The sequence below is a fragment of the Alteromonas abrolhosensis genome, assembly GCF_001953635.1.
GTDB classification, from domain to species: domain Bacteria; phylum Pseudomonadota; class Gammaproteobacteria; order Enterobacterales; family Alteromonadaceae; genus Alteromonas; species Alteromonas abrolhosensis.
The window spans coordinates 12,630-29,811 of the sequence record NZ_MEJH01000009.1 but is presented as its reverse complement, the minus strand read 5'-3'; the positions used below and the strand labels follow the sequence as shown (position 1 = coordinate 29,811).

The window sequence follows — 17,182 nt, the reverse complement described above, 5'->3', positions numbered from 1 at the left end:
TAATCAGGAGTTACCATGTCTAAGCCTCTGGCCCTAACCGAGCTGGTCCTGCGTGATGCCCATCAATCACTCCTTGCTACGCGTATGCGTGTTGAGGATATGCTTCCTATTGCGGAAAAATTAGATAAAGCTGGCTTTTGGTCGGTTGAATCATGGGGTGGTGCTACATTTGATGCCTGTATTCGTTATTTGGGGGAAGACCCATGGGAGCGCATTCGAAAATTAAAAGCAGCCATGCCTAACACGAGACAGCAAATGTTGCTGCGCGGTCAAAATTTATTAGGCTACCGACACTATGCTGATGATGTTGTTACCCGTTTTGTAGAGCGAGCCCACGAGAGTGGGGTCGATGTATTTAGAATTTTTGATGCTATGAACGACATCAGAAATTTGAAAACCGCAATAAAAGCGACCATCGACAGTGGCGCCCATGCCCAAGGGACAATCTCTTACACGGTAAGTCCAGTGCACAACCTTAAGCTTTGGCTTGAAATGGCGAAGCAGTTGGAGGACTTAGGAGTTCATTCTATCTGCGTAAAAGATATGGCAGGTCTTTTAAAACCGTATGAATGCGAAGCACTGATCACGGGGCTGAAAGAAACCGTCAATGTTCCCATTGCCATGCAGTGCCACGCCACGACAGGATTAAGCACAGCAACATATCAAAAAGCTATTGATGCCGGTATCGATATGCTGGATACGGCTATCTCCTCTATGAGCATGACTTACGGCCATAGTGCGACTGAAACCATGGTTTCTATTGTGGAAGGTACAGAGCGCGATACGGGCATTTCACTGCCTGAGCTTGAAGACATTGCTAGCTACTTCAGAGAAGTAAGAAAAAAATACAGTAAGTTTGAAGGCAGCCTCAAAGGGGTAGATGCACGTATTCTTTTGGCTCAAGTGCCAGGTGGGATGCTAACCAATATGGAAAGCCAGCTTAAAGAGCAGGGCGCTCAAGATAAATTCGAAGAAGTACTAAAAGAAATTCCACGGGTACGGGAAGATCTTGGATTTATTCCCCTAGTTACGCCAACCTCACAAATTGTAGGCACGCAGTCGGTACTCAATGTACTTACCGGCGAGCGTTATAAAAGCATTACTAAAGAAACCGCAGGCGTTCTTAAGGGTGAATATGGCGCTACCGCTGCACCAGTAAATAAAGAGTTGCAGGCGCGTGTGCTTGATGGTGCAGAGCCCGTGACCTGCCGCCCTGCTGACAATATTGCCCCAGAGCTTGAAACGCTTAGTAAAGAACTTGATGAACTGGCTGAGAAAAAGCAACTCTCGCTGTCAGACGATAAAATTGACGATGTTTTGATTTATGCCTTATTCCCACAGATAGGCCTTAAATTTATCGAAAACCGCGGCAACCCTGACGCATTTGAACCTGCACCTAGCGAGCAAGAATCACAAAGTTCGAATGCACCTAAGCCTGCTGAAGCCAAGTCAAACTCACAGGGGGCTACAACGAGTGAAACTTACGATGTAAATGTAGATGGAAAAGTGTATCGTGTTGAAGTGGCACCCTCAGGTACGCTGACGAGCGTTACACCTGCTAGTGGCTCTCAGACACAAGCACAGCCTCAAACCAATAGCGCTGCGCCATCGGCCTCTACCGCTTCTCAATCTATTGATGCACCGCTTGCAGGTAACGTGTTCAAAATCTTGGTGAGAAACGGCGACAGCGTGTCAGAAGGCGATGTGGTGATGATCCTTGAAGCCATGAAAATGGAGACAGAGATCCGCTGTGCATATACAGGTACGGTCACCGATATTACCGTAGGTGAGGGCGATGCCGTAACCAGTGGCCAACCGTTAATCTTATTGGGGTAGTACATGGATAAGTTAATGGTACTTTGGGATAGTACCGCGCTTGCGCATTTTGAGGCCGGCCAGCTTATAATGATGGCAGTAGGTTTCGGCTTGCTGTACTTGGCCATTGTTAAGAAGTTTGAGCCACTGCTTTTATTGCCCATTGGCTTTGGTGCATTGCTTACTAATATCCCTATCGCTGGTTTTTCAGAAGCGGGGGGCTTACTTCACTACATTTATAAAATCGGCATAGATACAGGGGTATTTCCTCTGCTCATCTTTATGGGCGTAGGCGCAATGACGGATTTCAGTGCGCTTATTGCTAACCCCAAAATGCTGTTACTTGGCGCGGCTGCGCAGTTCGGCATTTTTGCTACCTTATTTGGCGCTATAGCGCTGAACCTTATACCTGGCTTTGAGTTTACGCTAAAGGATGCAAGCGCCATTGCTATTATAGGTGGCGCGGATGGGCCGACGGCTATTTTCCTCGCCTCACGGCTTGCACCTGATTTGCTTGGTGCGATTGCAGTCGCTGCATACTCTTACATGGCGTTGGTGCCTATTATCCAACCACCCATCATGAAAGCGCTGACCACAAAAGAAGAGCGCGAGATAAAAATGGGTCAACTACGACCTGTGTCAAAGCGAGAGAAGATTATTTTCCCGCTTGCTGTGCTGTTTATGACTATCTTGTTCTTACCGGCCGCTACGCCGCTTGTCGGCATGTTCTGCTTTGGTAACTTGATGAAAGAGTGTGGCGTGGTAGATAGGTTGAGCAAAACTGCTCAAAACGAACTTATCAATACGGTCACTATTTTCCTTGGTTTAGCAGTAGGATCAAAGTTATCAGCTGAAGCATTTCTTACGGTCGAGACCTTAGGGATTTTGGGGCTTGGGGCTATCGCGTTTGGTATAGGTACTGCCGCGGGCGTACTCATGGCCAAGCTAATGAGTAAGCTGTCGGGTGGCAGTATAAATCCACTGATTGGCGCAGCTGGTGTATCTGCTGTACCAATGGCAGCCAGAGTGGTGAACAAAGTTGGGCTGGAAGCAAATCCCCATAACTTCTTACTTATGCATGCAATGGGGCCTAACGTGGCTGGCGTGCTAGGTAGTGCGGTTGCCGCAGGTATTCTTTTGGCTCTGGTTGGCTAGAAAGCACGAATGCATTGCTGTACAAGGGGCAGTTTATCTGCCCCTTTTTTATTGCATGGCTTTCGTTCAAAAAAAGGTTATCTAGGGTTTGCTTTTTGTGACGAGTAGAGCGTACCTGTTTGGTGCGTAAGTGCGCTTTTCAAAGAAAACAGCACCTAAACGATAAACTCGTTATTCTCGAATTGTGTTTTGTGGCACTAGTGATTGGTATGCGGTCACGAGTTTCTTAGTGCGCGTATGCTGCGGCCATCTAAATATAGTTTCGGTCTTGCCTTCTTCTACAATTTCGCCGCCTTCCATCACAATAATTCTATCTGCAATGTGGCGTACAATACCCAAATTATGACTAATAAAGATAAACGCCAAGCCAAGCTCTTGTTGAAGCTTCAATATAAGATTCACCGTCTGCGAACGAATTGACGGGTCTAACGCTGCAAAGGGTTCGTCAGCCACTAGCACTTTAGGTTTTAACACAATGGCTCTGGCTAGTGCTACGCGCTGCTGTTGCCCATCAGAAAGCATGTGACGGTAAAAGTAATAGTGTTCGCGCAGCAGGCCTACCTTTACTAACATATCTTCTATGATGGGTTTACGTTCTGCTTCACTAAGGCCCGTATTTAAACGTAAAGGCTCATCTAGAATTTTGCCAACAGGAACCGATGGATTCATAGATTCGGAACTGTGTTGAAGAATCATTCGAATATCATGGGTACGTTTCTGCTGGCCATCTTTAGATTGGTATTTGGCTAAGTACTTGTGCGTGTTAATTTCAATTTCACCTGCATCAGCAGGTAGTGCACCTACCAAAAGCTTCGCCAACAAGGATTTACCTGAACGGTTTTCACCAATAATAGCGATGGTTTCTCCGCGCTTTACGCTTAAGTTCACCGGGCCAAGTTGAAATACTTCAGGACGCTTCAGCCAACGTTTTTTTTCGTTATGAATAAACGTGAGATCTTTAACCTGCATGATATCCATTACAGCTTCTCCATATGTAACGGAAAATGACAGCTGTAGCTGTGGTCATGAATTTTACGTACGGCAGGTGTCTGTACGCAGGCACGCTGAGCACGAGGACAACGTGGACCTAATCGGCAACCAATAGGCAAATGTTGTAGCGTTGGAATAGAGCCGCTAAGCGTAGGTAGCAGTGATTTGGGCGGTAAATCTTTTCTGAAGCTTGGCGCACTGTCTAACAACGCTTTTGTATAAGGATGCAGAGGACGCTTCTTAATATGTTTCATTCTACCCGATTCCACGGTCTGCCCTGCATACAGTACCGTCATAGAGTGCGACATACTTGCTATAGCTAGAAGGTCGTGGCTAACAAACAAAATTGAAAGCGAGCGCGTCTGATTCAAACGCGTGAAGAGCTTTAGAATTTGTGTTTTTGTTGTAGGCTCCATTCCCCGAGTTGGGTCATCGGCGATGAGCAATTTAGGCTGTGAAACCAAGGCCATCGCAATCATGAATTTTTGACCTATATCAGCAGGAATTTGATGAGGAAACGCGCTTAAGTAATGCTTGTGGTGCTTTATTCCTACTTTGTGAACGGTACTTATTGCGATCTTTTTGCGGTGTTGTGCACGCTGCCAGAACCAGCTACCTTCAACGAACTCATCGGGAATACTCTCTTCTAACTGCTCGCCTAAAGTTGCTGATGGGTCTAAGCTGGCTTGTGGGTTTTGGAAAACTACTGCTATTTCTCGGCGCATAACTTCACGACGCTGCTGTACAGACATACTCAGCAGGTTTTCACCATTCCAGCTCATGCGGTCAGCGGTTAAATTCCACTGATTGGGGAGGGCACCGCAAATTGCCGACACAATCAAACTTTTACCCGAACCCGATTCACCTACCAGTGCACGAATTTCACCACTGCTTACCGACAAGTTAACCTTGTCCAACGCTTTAATCGCGCCTTCGCTGCTCTGCATTTCTAAGGTGAGGTTTTTAATATCAAGCATTGGCATATTAATGACTCACTCTTTTTCTAAGTGCTGAGCGCAAACCGTCACCTACGATATTTATCGAGAGTACCATGAAGAATATTGCCATACCGGGGACGGCTACGTTCCAAGGAGCAAGATAAGCCACATCTAAGCCATCCGCTAAAATAACGCCAAGCTCAGGAAGTGCTGACTGAGCGCCTAAATTTAAAAAGCCCAACGCAGAGATATCGATAACGGCAATCGAGAGCGCAAGGGTGCCTTGTACAACGAGCATCTCAGTCATGTTAGGTAAAATAGAGTGAACAAAGAGCTGCCATTTGCTAGCGCCGTCTAATTTAGACGCCACAATATAGTCTTTCTTCATTTCTGCGCGCACAAAGCTTCTTGTGTGGTGCACGAACTGTGGAATGAGCGCGAGTGTAATCGCCCACATACTGTTAACCAGACCTGTACCTAATATGGCAACAATGATGATGGCAATAAGCAGTGTGGGAATAGCCATCAGTGCATCTAGTAAGTGGTTGGCAATACTTGAACGAACGCCACGCAACATTCCCGCAAAAGTACCCAAGCTTACGCCAACTAACATAGCGAGCACAACGGTAATAAACGCGGAGCCCAAAGTGATACGGCATCCATAAATAATACGGGTAAATAAGTCTCGCCCCAACGCATCGGTACCGAATAGATGAGATATCGATCCATTAGCTAACCAGCTGGGCGGTATTAACAGTCCGTCGATATTTTGTTCTACCGCATCATAGGGGGTAATAATTGGGGCAAACAAGGCACACACGACAAATAGCGCCAGTATGGACAATCCAAGCATAGCAATGTGGCTAGCTTTAAATGATGCCCATGTCCGCTGCCACGGCGACGGATGGAATTCTTCGTCGTATAAACTAAACTGTGGCACGTTCGTATTTCTCTCTACTTGGGTCAATCATTCGGTTAAACAAATCAACCAGAATCGTGAGTGTAATTACCACCGTTGATACCGCCATCATCCCAATTCTAAGGGCAGGGTAATCTCGTTGATAAATAGCTTGAATCAGCCAATTGCCAATTCCTGGCCATGAAAATAAGGTTTCGACAATCATCGCATTGGTTATAAGCGTTGTTATTTGTATTGCCATCAGAGGTAAAATGGGCAGCAATGCATTACGTAAAATATGACGGAAAAATATTTGCCAACTCGAAAGGCCTCTAGATATTGCCGCAGCAATATAAGGGCGGTGCTTCACATCAATTACTGAGCGCCTTGTGATTCGTACCATAGACGCGGTGGCGATGGCACCAATAGCAAATGTTGGCAATGCCAAATGAGATAACGCATCTTTGAAGGCCAGTGTTTTGTTTTCTATGTCAGACAGAAGAATATCGATAAGAATAAAACCTGAAATGGGCTCTATGTCATACAGTAGACTGATACGTCCTGATAATGGAGCCACATCTAATTGCAAACTGAATATTAAAATTAGCAGTAGTGCAAACCAGAAAACGGGAAAAGAGTACGTAGTAATGCTGGCGCTATTTATTAAATGATCAGACGTTGAATAACAACGTATTCCTGCATAGTAGCCCAGAGGTATTCCAATGAATAAAGCCATCAGCATGGCATAGGTTGCCAATTCTATTGTAGCCGGCATTGCAATACCTACTTCTTCTCTCAGCGGCAGGCCTGAAGTAAAGCTGTAGCCCCAATCTCCGGTTAGCAAATTGCCCACGTAATAGAAAAACTGGAATATGAATGGTTGATCAAGCTTAAACTGTCGCTCTAATGCCGCACGCTGAATTTCATTTTGCGGCACAAGCCCTGTTAAGTTTTCTAGTGTATCGCCTGGAAAAAGGTAGGCGAGAGAAAACGAAATAATCGCTAACACCAAGAGCGTTAATACGAATAAAGTGCAGTATCTTACGAGGATCTGTATCACAGTGCTTTTTCTACTCCGCCAAAGCGTACACCGCCGAAAGGATTAATCGTCATGCCCTCTAATTCATTCCTGTATGCCTGATAGCGATAGGCATGTGCAATGGGAACGAGAGGAAGGCGTTCGTATAGTAAGCGGTTTACTTGTCTATAAATGGCCGTGCGCTCTTCAATATCATCGGTCTGAAGCGCATCATTGAGTAATTTATCATAATCTTCACTACACCACATGGCGCGATTAGTACCAGATGGAATCGCTCCACAGCTCAACAGCGGGCGATAAAAGTTGTCTGGGTCACCGTTATCGGCAGACCAACCTATTAGCACAGAATCGTGGAGGCCTTCTTGAAGGTGGCGTCTAAATGTAGTCCAATCATAGCTGACAATAGTGGCCTCTACACCAACATCGCGAAGATAGCGCTGAATAAGCTCAGCCATTTTAGTTGCATTAGGGTTGTAAGAACGTTCAACGGGCATGGCCCATATTGTCATTGAAAAACCTGGTTTTACACCAGCGTCAGCCAGTAATTTACGGGCTAGGACAGGGTTGTAAGCTGTATCATCTGCATCATTTTGAAATGCCCAACTTGCTGCTGGGAGCAGCGTTTTAGCTCTTGTTGCACTGTCAAAGTATACCGCTTCTAATAGTGTGTTCTTATCAATAGCCGCTGCTAGCGCGCGTCTAACGTCTGGGTTATCAAAAGGAGGACGTTGTGTGTTAAAAGCCCAAAAGCCAATGTTAAGTCCTGGTTTTTCAGCAAGCGTTAAATCTTCTTTTGCCCGAATCACTTCAAGCTCAGTTTGCGCAGGAAACGCTGTTGCATCGCATTCGCCAGTCATCAATTTAGCCAGCCTTAGTGAACTTCGGGGCGTTATATCGAATATAAGTTGTTCTACAACGGTTTTTTCAACATCACTGGTTTGCGCCACCTCGTTTTCAGATACAACTTCACTGCTTTGATTATTTTGTGAGTCTTGGCTGGCGCTATCACCAGCGTCAACGAAGGTATAGGTTTCGCTATCCGTATCATCGTCTAACAGCTGGTCGCGCCAATAGTTATCGTGACGCAGATATTTAATAAAGTGGTCTTTGCGGTAGCTATCAAATTTAAACGGTCCAGTGCCTACGGGAAGTTCATCAATTTTGCTTGGCGTACCGGCTTGAGTAAGTTGTTCGGCATATTCCTCTGACAATATTACTGCGAAGTCAGTGGCTAGATTGGATAAAAATGAGCTGTCTCTGCGTTTAAGTGTAATTTCAACGCGGTAGCCATTCACTCGCTCTACTGAAGCAATATTTTGTGCAAGGCCAATACTTTCAAAGTATGGATAGCGTCCGCCTGATACATAATGGTATGGATGGGAGCGCAGGCGCCACCTATTTATGCTAAAGATAACATCATCGGCGTTAAAGTTTCTTGTTGGCGTAAAATACCGTGTCGAATGAAACCATACGTCTTTTTGAAGCTGAAAAGCATAAGTAAGGCCGTCGTCACTTACCAACCAACTACTCGCTAAACTGGGCACAATACGGCCAGACTCTGGGTCGAAATCAAGCAGTCTATCGTACAACTGGTGAGATGACGCGTCAGAAGTCGTACTAGAAGTATCAAGTTGAGGGTTGAAGGTGACGGGATTACTTTCAGAGCAGTAAATAATACCCGTATTGTAAAACGCTTGTTTGTTCTGCTTAGCACAGGATGCAACAAGAAGCGCTGTACATATACATAATGACAAACGCTTTACCAAACCATGGGACATGCTTTACGCCTCGACGCTTTCCGCGGAAGAATCTAGTAAGTTATATTTTTTGAGATAGCCTCGTAGCTGATGATATGTCAGGCTTAATTTTTCAGCGGTTTTCTTTTGATTAAACTGACTGTCAGCAAGTGCCTGTTTTATCATATCTATCTCATGTTGTTGAGAACGTTCTTTCAAATCTATGGGATATTCAACAATTTCAGGCTTTTTCACTGGTGCCAGGGGCGTAATGTCTGCACTTTCAATGCGTTCGTTGGTGATTGGTGTATCTGATTGTGCTGCATGGCTGACAGACGAATCTGTTGCGTTTACTCTGTCATTCGTCTTCACTCTGCCTTTAGGACGGTAGGCAGATTCAAAGGGATCGAGAATAATTTCGTGTACCGGTAGGTGAGGGTTGTTTGTTCTGTAAACTGCGCGTTCTACCACGTTTTTAAGTTCACGAATATTGCCAGGCCAATCATATTCTAGCAGGGTACGTTTCGCCTTCTCAGTGAAGCCGCTGAACAATTCCATTTCCATTTCGCGGGCCATATTAATAGCAAAGTTCTCGGCCAACATCATGATATCTTCTCTACGCTCACGTAGCGGAGGAATGGTAATAACGTCAAAGGCGAGCCTGTCGAGAAGGTCTGCCCGAAATTCACCTGCATCGGCAAGAGCGGGTAAGTCTTCGTTGGTAGCCGCAATGAGCCTTACGTCAGTTTTTACCGACTTACTTCCGCCCACGCGCTCAAACTCACCATATTCAACAACGCGAAGTAGCTTTTCTTGGATAAGGCCCGATGTATTTGCCAACTCGTCAAGAAACAAGGTGCCATTGTGAGCCACTTCGAAACGTCCTTCACGGCGCTTTGATGCACCAGTGAACGCACCTGCTTCATAACCAAATAGCTCACTTTCTAATAGGCTTTCACTTAAGGCTGCACAGTTAAGCTTGATGTAGTTCTGATCCCAGCGCTTAGATAAGAAGTGAAGACGCGCGGCAATAAGCTCTTTACCCGTACCTCGCTCACCAATAACGAGCACAGGCTTGTCTAGGGGAGCTATCTGTGAAATTTGTTCTAAAACTTCTAGAAAACTATTCGCTTGGCCAAGCAAATTGTCTTGCTGTCGATACCTACTCATTAAATCCCTCAAAAGTTAGTCATTTCGACCAATTAATAGTGTAGAACAAAACATATTGAGAAACGAGTATTATTTGAACTTATAAAAAGTGCTTAAAAAATAGTTGGTTACAGCAGTTATAAAGTTGGCAAGTATATTGAATACAACTCATACCAAGAGTAACCTATTTATCAAGTGTGGTGTTTTTTAACACTTACCATTTTTAGCAAGAGGTAATTATTATGGGTATCTTCTCGCGTTTTACAGATATTGTGAATTCGAATATTAATGCGCTTTTAGATAAAGCGGAAGATCCTGAGAAAATGGTTAGATTAATCATTCAGGAAATGGAAGACACGTTGGTTGAGGTGCGCTCTGCATCTGCGAAGACATTAGCCAATAAGAAGGAAATCGCCAATCAAATTGCAAAATATGAAAGTGATGCAAGTGATTGGGAAGCTAAAGCTGAGCTTGCTTTAAGCAAAGACAGAGAAGACTTAGCGCGAGCTGCATTGCAGGAAAAGAAAAAATCTGCTGAAGCTGCTGAAGCGTTGAGTAAAGAACTGGCTATCGTTGAAGAACAAATTAGTAAACTTCAGGACGAAATTGGTCAGCTTCAAGAGAAGCTAGCTGATGCGAAAAGTCGCCAAAAAGCGATCATTATGCGTCAGAAAACAGCGAGCTCTCGTCTTGAAGTGAAAAAGACGCTGGATAGCACTAAAGTAGATAATGCAATGGGACGCTTTGAGCAATACGAGCGTAAAATTGATGACCTTGAATCTCAGGTTGAAGCCTACGATTTAGGTAAGAAAACATTGCAAGACGAATTTGCTGAATTAGAAGCAAGTGACAAAGTTGAAGATGAACTTGCTGCGCTAAAAGCGAAAGTTAAAGGTGCAAATCAAAGCACTGAAAAGTCAGAATAATAAGAATAGGGTGTACCCTCCTGATGTTAAATCGGAAGGAGGGTAGTGACATCAGAGTTTGTAGGAGAGATTGAGATGGATGAAGGTACGATTGCAATGTTGGTCATGCCCCTTGTGGTGTTTTCAATATTCGTTGCTCCCATTTGGCTAATTTTGCACTATCGAAGCAAAAAGCAAGTGAACCAAGGACTGAGTGCGGAAGAGCATGCGTCTTTGCAAGACTTAGCTGAGAAAGCTGAGAAGATGAGCGAGCGCATTGAAACACTTGAGGCCATTTTAGACAGTGAGGCACCTGAGTGGAGGAATAGAGCATGAGAAATGGTAAGCAGCTCTATCGAAATCCGGAAAATGCAAGGATCGCAGGTGTGTGCTCGGGTATTGCTGAATATTTCGGCTTGGAAACCTGGTTAGTAAGAATCTTAGTTGTGACTGGTTTCTTTCTACTAGCTGGCCCATTCATCTTTGTCGCTTACATCGCTGCGTGGTTTATTCTTGATAAGAAGCCTGTTGGGTTAAAGAATTCGCCGACGCCACCTGTATTTTCAAGAGGTAAAGGCTGGACGAACCCTAACGGTGGTCAGGTAAAAAGCCCTAAAGTTGAAGTGAAAACTAAGGTTTGGCAAGCGGGTGAGCCTCCAAAGCAGGCGTTCCATGATATTCGCAATCGCTTTGAAAAGGCGGAAGTACGACTTCGTAAAATGGAAACCTATGTAACGTCTCGCGAGTATCAACTTAATAAAGAAATTAGCCGTCTCTAATTTCACCCTGAAGACGAAAGAAGACCGCTCACTTAGAGCGGTTTTTTATTATAAAAAACAATGTGTTTAGCTAGTCTTGTAAAATTCTTGTTACAGCAAAACGGAGTCCCTCGTAAGGGCATCCACTTTCCGGCGTCGCGAATTTCATTAGACTGATAGGCAAGTTATTTAACACCTATTGGTTACAGAAGTTATGCCAAAATCAACCCAATACCAGTCGAGACAATCTGACGAAAATGGCATCATCCATTGGTCAGACGAAGAGAACCAAATTTGGTCTGAACTCTATGCGAGACAAATTCCGCTGGTGAAAGAAAGAGCGTGCCAAGAATACTTGGACGGGCTTGATTTGTTGAAGTTAAATGAGAAGGAAATCCCTCAACTACCCGACATCAATAAGGTGCTGATGGAGAAAACAGGATGGCAAACTGCCGAAGTACCTGCATTAATTAACTTTGGCGAATTTTTCCGACTACTGGCGAATAAACAATTCCCTGTTGCTACCTTTATTCGTACACGAGAAGAGTTCGATTATCTTCAGGAGCCCGATATTTTTCACGAAGTGTTTGGCCATTGTCCCTTACTAACGAATCCTGCGTTCGCTCACTTTACCCATACTTATGGCAAGCTAGGCTTAGCGGCAAGCAAAGAAGATAGGGTTTACCTTGCGCGCCTTTATTGGTTTACCGTGGAATTTGGCTTAGTAAGAGCGAAAGGCGACTTGAAGATATACGGTGGAGGCATCTTATCTTCCCCGGGCGAGACAATATATGCGTTAGACAGCGACACGCCTTTGCGCAATCCGCTTACTGCTATTGACGCATTGCGTACACCTTATCGCATCGACATTATGCAGCCTCTTTACTATATTCTACCAGAATTCGACCACCTGTTTGAATTAGCGGAAATGGATATTATGGCACTTGTGGAAGAAGCTAAGTCTCTGGGCTTATTTTCCCCACTTTTCCCACCTAAAGAGAAAAAAGCCAGCTAACACTATTGTTAATCAAATGTGTTTTATATAGGATGCCGCTCACAGAAGCGGCATTTTTACATCTGTCTTTGTCACAGCCGCTGTCACGCCTCTTGCGCACCGTTAAGTTTGTAATTCATCGCAAATTTAATCATCTGTAACATTTATCTTGTTATCTTTTTGTAAAAGTATGATATCCTGTACATATATGTTTACAAAATAGCTATAACACCCTATGCGTCTAGAAATAAGCTGTCAGGACCGTCTTGGAATCACTCAAGATGTTTTAGATATTCTCGTTACTAAAGAAATCGACTTACGCGGCATTGAAATTGATCCGGCAGGGAAAATTTTCCTTAATTTTCCCAATATCGAATTTGCAGATTTTCAGCACTTGATGCCTCAGATTCGTCGTATTGACGGTATTGACGACGTGAAAACGACCCTATTTATGCCAGGAGAGCGCGAGAAAAATCAGCTTTCTGCTATTTTAAGAACCTTACCCGATCCTGTGTTCTCTATAGATGCCAAAGGCAATATTTTGCTATGCAATGAAGCGGTATGCGCAGGGCTGGAAATTCCGAGTAGCGATATTGAAGGAACTGAAATTAGCGAAGTCGTAAAAGGCTTCAACTTTACTAAGTGGATGGATGGGAAATCACCCGGCCCACAGTCTTCGAAAGTGAAGTTTATCCAGCAGGATTATCTTGCGGACATGCTGCCTATTACCGTGCCAGACGGCGAGCAGAATATGATCATGGCAGGCGCTGTGGTCATACTGAAATCAGAAATGCGACTTGGCCAACAATTTACAGCGTTTCACCAGTCACCCACCGACAGCTTCGATCGTTTTATTACTCAGTCACCGTTCATGAAGCGTGTTGTCCATGAAGCTAAGCGAATAGCTGACCTCGATGCTCCCATTTTAATCTTTGGAGAAACTGGCACAGGTAAAGAGATGATTGCCAGAGCCTGTCACCAGTCCAGCCGCCGCAGTGAAGGTGCATTCTTAGCCCTTAACTGTGCCTCTTTACCCGACAGCGTGGCAGAGACCGAGTTGTTTGGCTATGCCGCGGGAGCATTTAATCAGCCAAATGCAAAAGTGGGTTTATTGGAACAGGCAAAAGGCGGCACTCTTCTACTTGATGAAATAGCAGATATGTCTTCTCAGCTTCAGGCTAAGTTGCTGCGCGTTTTAGAGGACGGGGAGTTTAGAAGAGTAGGGGATTCTGAGCCAGTTAAAGTAGACGTGCGATTTATTTGCACCACCTGTCGTGATCTCGGTCAGCTAGTAGAAGAAGGGCGTTTCAGGAAAGAATTGTACTACCGCTTAAACGTATTGAGTTTGGTTATGCCTTCTTTAAAAGACAGAAGGCAAGATATCGTTCCACTTGCCGAGTCATTCATTGTTCAACACAGCACCAAGTTAGGCCGCCGTCCAGCAAAACTTAGTAAATCATGTGTTGATTTTCTTCAGCAGTATCCTTGGCCGGGCAATGTAAGACAGTTACAGAATGCATTGTATCGCGCGCTATCACTTCTCGATGGCAAAGAAATTACCAAAGAAGATATTCAACTTCCAAGTTGTGCTCCAAGTGTCACTTATATAGACGAAAACTTCGATGGAACACTGGACGAAGAAGTGAAGAAATTTGAAAAGGATCTGCTTAAGCGCTTATATCCATCTTATCCAAGTACCCGTCAACTGGCTAAAAAACTGGGATTAAGTCATACGGCAATAGCCAATAAGCTGCGCGAGTACGGCATCAATAAGGCAACGGTAAAGCTTTAGAACATGGTTATGTATCGACCTTTCCTGTTTAGCAAAGGTCGATGCCGTTTCCTTTTCAAGAGGGGTTAAGCATAAATAACAACGGTGAAAACTAATGCGCACCGTTACTCCACGATGTCTTTTTGCTTGCCAATACCCTTGCCACGCCTCTGTTACGAAAAATTTACATTACCCACGGAGCGAGCGACACAGCGCTATACCTGCTCAGTAAACGTTTTGTGGCGTACATCCTTTCTTACAGCAAAATAAAACTTCGTTAGCAGAACACTTCTCAATGTATACCAACTAGTGGCATAACTATATTCATGTAATTGTGCGAGGAGCCGTCGCTTAAATTTACACTGACCCCATATTTAGGGCGTAATGTAATGAGGGAGGACAACGGCGCCAAGCGAATGAATTATTTTTCGAGGAAAGAACAATGAAATTAGCTACCTATAAGAATGAAACCCGAGATGGCTGCCTAATGGTAGTGTCGAAGGATCTTTCTCGAGCGTGCAGTGCACAGGACATTGCCAAAACCATGCAAGACGCATTGGATAATTGGAAAGAAGTTGCTCCTCAACTGCAGATGAAATACCAAGCGTTAAATGATAATGCCTGTGACAGCGTGCCATTTGATGCATCTCGCTGTGAGTCTCCTTTGCCTAGAGCGTACCAGTGGGCTGATGGAAGCGCTTATGTAAATCATGTGGAATTGGTGAGAAAGGCACGTAATGCTGAAATGCCAGAAAGCTTTTGGACCGATCCATTAATGTATCAAGGTGGTTCTGATGACTTTATTGGACCTGAAGATGACATCATACTTCCAAGTGATGACTGGGGCATTGATTTTGAAGGTGAAGTTGCCGTTGTTACTGATGATGTTCCTATGGCGTGCACGCCAGAGCAAGCTGCTGAGCGCATTCGACTTATCATGTTAGTTAACGATGTATCACTTAGAGGACTAATTCCGGGCGAGTTGGCAAAAGGGTTTGGCTTCTTTCAATCAAAACCAGCTTCGAGCTTTTCGCCAGTTGCTGTAACTCCAGACGAACTAGGTGATGCATGGAAAGACAGTAAAGTGCATTTACCTTTGCGCTCTACTTACAACGGTGAATTGTTCGGTAAGCCTGAAGCGGGCCAAGACATGACGTTTGATTTCGGTCAGCTAGTTGCGCATGCTGCGAAGAGCAGAAATCTAGGTGCAGGCGCAATCATAGGCTCAGGCACTGTGTCTAATAAACAAGGTACTGACCATGGTTCGGCCATTGCTGAAGGTGGTGTTGGTTATTCGTGTATTGCTGAAGTGCGCATGATTGAAACCATCCGTGACGGCAAACCTTCTACACCCTTTATGCAGTTTGGTGATCGCATTCGCATAGAAATGCTGGACAAAGAAGGCAACTCTGTTTTTGGCGCTATCGACCAGCAGGTTAAACCGCTTAGCTAAAACGCTAGACGTGAACATTTGAGTGAATAGTAACGACATTGTGGTTGGGTAAATAGGCTTACTAAGCAAGCACGATGTCGTATTACACACTATTCTTATTAAGGGCCATTAAACTTCAAACCATTGCAAAGTTTGATAGCCCTAATTGTAACGTTTGACAAGTGTGGTAGTACCATGAGTATAAAACTTTACGGCTATTGGCGTTCAACTGCTTCGTATCGTGTGCGCATAGCGCTAAATTTAAAAGGTGTTGAGTACGAATACGTACCTGTACATTTAGTAAATAACGGGGGCGAGCAGCATAGCAGCGATTATACGCGATTAAACCCAGCGCACCTTGTTCCCACACTGGTCGACGAAGACGAAGATATAATTCTCAATCAGTCTTTGGCGATAATTGAGTATCTTGATGAAAGATACGATGGTGAGCATCAGCTTGTTCCTGAACATCGAACAGAGCGAGCACGAGTCAGAGCGTTAGCACAAGATATCGCGTGTGATATTCAGCCTATCGGTAATCTGCGTGTGCTGAATGCGCTAAAAGGAAACTTTGATGCCTCTCAAGACGACGTGGCCAGGTGGGCAGCACACTGGATAACGCTAGGATTTGACGGCATTGAAAAGCGCCTTCAGACTCAAGCGGGTAAGTACTGCTTTGACTTTAATGTTACGCTTGCAGATGTTTGCCTAGTACCTCAAGTGTACAATGCGCAGCGTTTCAACGTTGATATGAGTCGCTACCCTTTAATTAGTAAGATTGCGAAAAACTGTAACGAGCTAAGCGCATTCGAGTTGGCTAAGCCGGAAAATCAAATAGACGCAGTTTGAGTAAGAGGGGCAGAGTAATAATGTACTCTGACCCCATTATTCAGGTTATTGGCGCTTGATAGGTAGCTCTGTGGTGTTTTTCACCTGTTTTAATGCGAAGGTTGAGCTTAGGTGGTCAACAAGAGGTAGGTGAGTCAATTTCGTTTTGAGCAAGAATTCGTATTCTTCAATACTTTCTACTATCACTTTTAATAGGTAGTCTTTTTCACCGCTGGTGGTATGGCATTCCACGATTTCATCGATATTTTGAACCGCATTTTCAAAATCAGTAAGTGAGTCACCATCATGGTTTTTTAACGTAACATAAATAAAGACTGATACGCCTAGATTAAGTTTCTTACTGTTGAGTAATGTAACTTTCCCCAGAATAATGCCATCGGCTTCCATACGTTTGACACGTCTCCAGCACGGGGTGTGCGACAATCCTACACGCTGGCTCAAATCCGCCATCGACACCGTGGCGTCTTGCTGAAGTACGCGCAAAATCTCACGGTCAAATTTATCCAATTTCATTAACACTGTTTCCGTCGTTTTTATGATGTTTATTATATATCAAAAAAAATTCTAGGATAGCTGTCCTAGAAAAATTGTATTCAAATCTATTGTATTTCAGTTTGTAAATTTCATTAACAAACTTTGCAAGGCCTGTCCTCAAAACAATCGGATACACTTGGCAAAATGTTGCTGATCTTTGCGAGGCTGATAAGTGTATCGCAAATCATCTTCAGACTCTCACATCATCCCAAATGAGCG

Annotated in this window: 16 protein-coding genes; 9 read left to right on the top strand and 7 right to left on the bottom strand. The window is 44.4% G+C overall.

Features of this window, described 5'->3' with window-relative positions:
* Positions 1-15: 15 nt before the first annotated feature.
* Together oadA and BGK61_RS13700 are read left to right on the top strand one after the other, a co-directional pair.
* Positions 16-1,836 carry a sodium-extruding oxaloacetate decarboxylase subunit alpha gene (gene oadA, locus BGK61_RS13705; RefSeq protein ID WP_076012086.1) on the top strand — a complete coding sequence of 607 codons (1,821 nt, stop codon included), beginning with the start codon at positions 16-18 and terminating at the stop codon, positions 1,834-1,836.
* 3 nt (positions 1,837-1,839) lie between these two features.
* Positions 1,840-2,970 (top strand): sodium ion-translocating decarboxylase subunit beta, encoded by a 1,131-nt coding sequence (locus BGK61_RS13700; protein WP_014948675.1) that lies wholly within the window; start codon positions 1,840-1,842, stop codon positions 2,968-2,970.
* Between the two features lie 171 nt (positions 2,971-3,141).
* On the opposite strand, the gene BGK61_RS13695 is transcribed toward BGK61_RS13700, so the two are convergent.
* From BGK61_RS13695 to pspF, 6 genes are read right to left on the bottom strand one after another with little or no spacing between them, the layout of a single operon-like run.
* Positions 3,142-3,948, bottom strand: coding sequence for an ATP-binding cassette domain-containing protein (locus BGK61_RS13695; RefSeq protein ID WP_076012087.1), 807 nt, complete (start codon positions 3,946-3,948; stop codon positions 3,142-3,144).
* Positions 3,948-4,943 (bottom strand): peptide ABC transporter ATP-binding protein, encoded by a 996-nt coding sequence (locus BGK61_RS13690; protein ID WP_014997682.1) that lies wholly within the window; start codon positions 4,941-4,943, stop codon positions 3,948-3,950. The genes BGK61_RS13695 and BGK61_RS13690 overlap by 1 nt, the downstream gene beginning before the upstream one ends.
* A gap of 1 nt (position 4,944) precedes the next feature.
* Complete coding sequence (locus BGK61_RS13685) at positions 4,945-5,838, bottom strand: ABC transporter permease subunit (protein WP_076012088.1); 894 nt, start codon at positions 5,836-5,838, stop codon at positions 4,945-4,947.
* On the bottom strand, positions 5,825-6,856 hold the full coding sequence (locus tag BGK61_RS13680) for an ABC transporter permease (RefSeq protein WP_014997684.1): 1,032 nt from the start codon (positions 6,854-6,856) through the stop codon (positions 5,825-5,827). Before BGK61_RS13680 ends, BGK61_RS13685 begins: the two co-directional genes overlap by 14 nt.
* The gene (locus BGK61_RS13675; RefSeq protein ID WP_076012089.1) at positions 6,853-8,613 is read right to left on the bottom strand and encodes an ABC transporter substrate-binding protein; all 1,761 of its coding nucleotides are present in this window, start codon (positions 8,611-8,613) and stop codon (positions 6,853-6,855) included. Before BGK61_RS13675 ends, BGK61_RS13680 begins: the two co-directional genes overlap by 4 nt.
* Before the next feature lie 3 nt (positions 8,614-8,616).
* Positions 8,617-9,741 carry a phage shock protein operon transcriptional activator gene (gene pspF / locus BGK61_RS13670; protein WP_014997686.1) on the bottom strand — a complete coding sequence of 375 codons (1,125 nt, stop codon included), beginning with the start codon at positions 9,739-9,741 and terminating at the stop codon, positions 8,617-8,619.
* Positions 9,742-9,962: 221 nt separating this feature from the next.
* Here pspF and pspA point away from each other — a divergent pair, with 221 nt between their 5' ends.
* The 7 genes from pspA to maiA all read left to right on the top strand — a co-directional run bounded on the left by pspA (position 9,963) and on the right by maiA (position 16,429).
* Positions 9,963-10,646, top strand: a complete 684-nt coding sequence (gene pspA, locus BGK61_RS13665) for a phage shock protein PspA (protein ID WP_014997687.1) — start codon at positions 9,963-9,965, stop codon at positions 10,644-10,646.
* Between the two features lie 75 nt (positions 10,647-10,721).
* Positions 10,722-10,961, top strand: a complete 240-nt coding sequence (gene pspB, locus BGK61_RS13660; protein ID WP_014948683.1) for an envelope stress response membrane protein PspB — start codon at positions 10,722-10,724, stop codon at positions 10,959-10,961.
* Positions 10,958-11,404, top strand: coding sequence for an envelope stress response membrane protein PspC (gene pspC / locus BGK61_RS13655; protein WP_014997688.1), 447 nt, complete (start codon positions 10,958-10,960; stop codon positions 11,402-11,404). The genes pspB and pspC overlap by 4 nt, the downstream gene beginning before the upstream one ends.
* Positions 11,405-11,597: 193 nt before the next feature.
* Positions 11,598-12,398, top strand: a complete 801-nt coding sequence (gene phhA, locus BGK61_RS13650; protein ID WP_014997689.1) for a phenylalanine 4-monooxygenase — start codon at positions 11,598-11,600, stop codon at positions 12,396-12,398.
* Positions 12,399-12,612: 214 nt separating this feature from the next.
* A complete protein-coding gene (gene tyrR / locus BGK61_RS13645) occupies positions 12,613-14,169 on the top strand; it encodes a transcriptional regulator TyrR (protein WP_014997690.1) in 1,557 nt (518 codons plus the stop codon).
* Between the two features lie 421 nt (positions 14,170-14,590).
* The gene (locus tag BGK61_RS13640; RefSeq protein ID WP_014997691.1) at positions 14,591-15,601 is read left to right on the top strand and encodes a fumarylacetoacetate hydrolase family protein; all 1,011 of its coding nucleotides are present in this window, start codon (positions 14,591-14,593) and stop codon (positions 15,599-15,601) included.
* 174 nt (positions 15,602-15,775) lie between these two features.
* Positions 15,776-16,429 carry a maleylacetoacetate isomerase gene (gene maiA / locus BGK61_RS13635; RefSeq protein ID WP_076012090.1) on the top strand — a complete coding sequence of 218 codons (654 nt, stop codon included), beginning with the start codon at positions 15,776-15,778 and terminating at the stop codon, positions 16,427-16,429.
* Between the two features lie 45 nt (positions 16,430-16,474).
* Here the strand turns inward: maiA and BGK61_RS13630 are convergent, their stop codons facing one another.
* Positions 16,475-16,942 carry an Lrp/AsnC family transcriptional regulator gene (locus BGK61_RS13630; protein ID WP_014948689.1) on the bottom strand — a complete coding sequence of 156 codons (468 nt, stop codon included), beginning with the start codon at positions 16,940-16,942 and terminating at the stop codon, positions 16,475-16,477.
* Positions 16,943-17,182 lie beyond the last annotated feature (240 nt).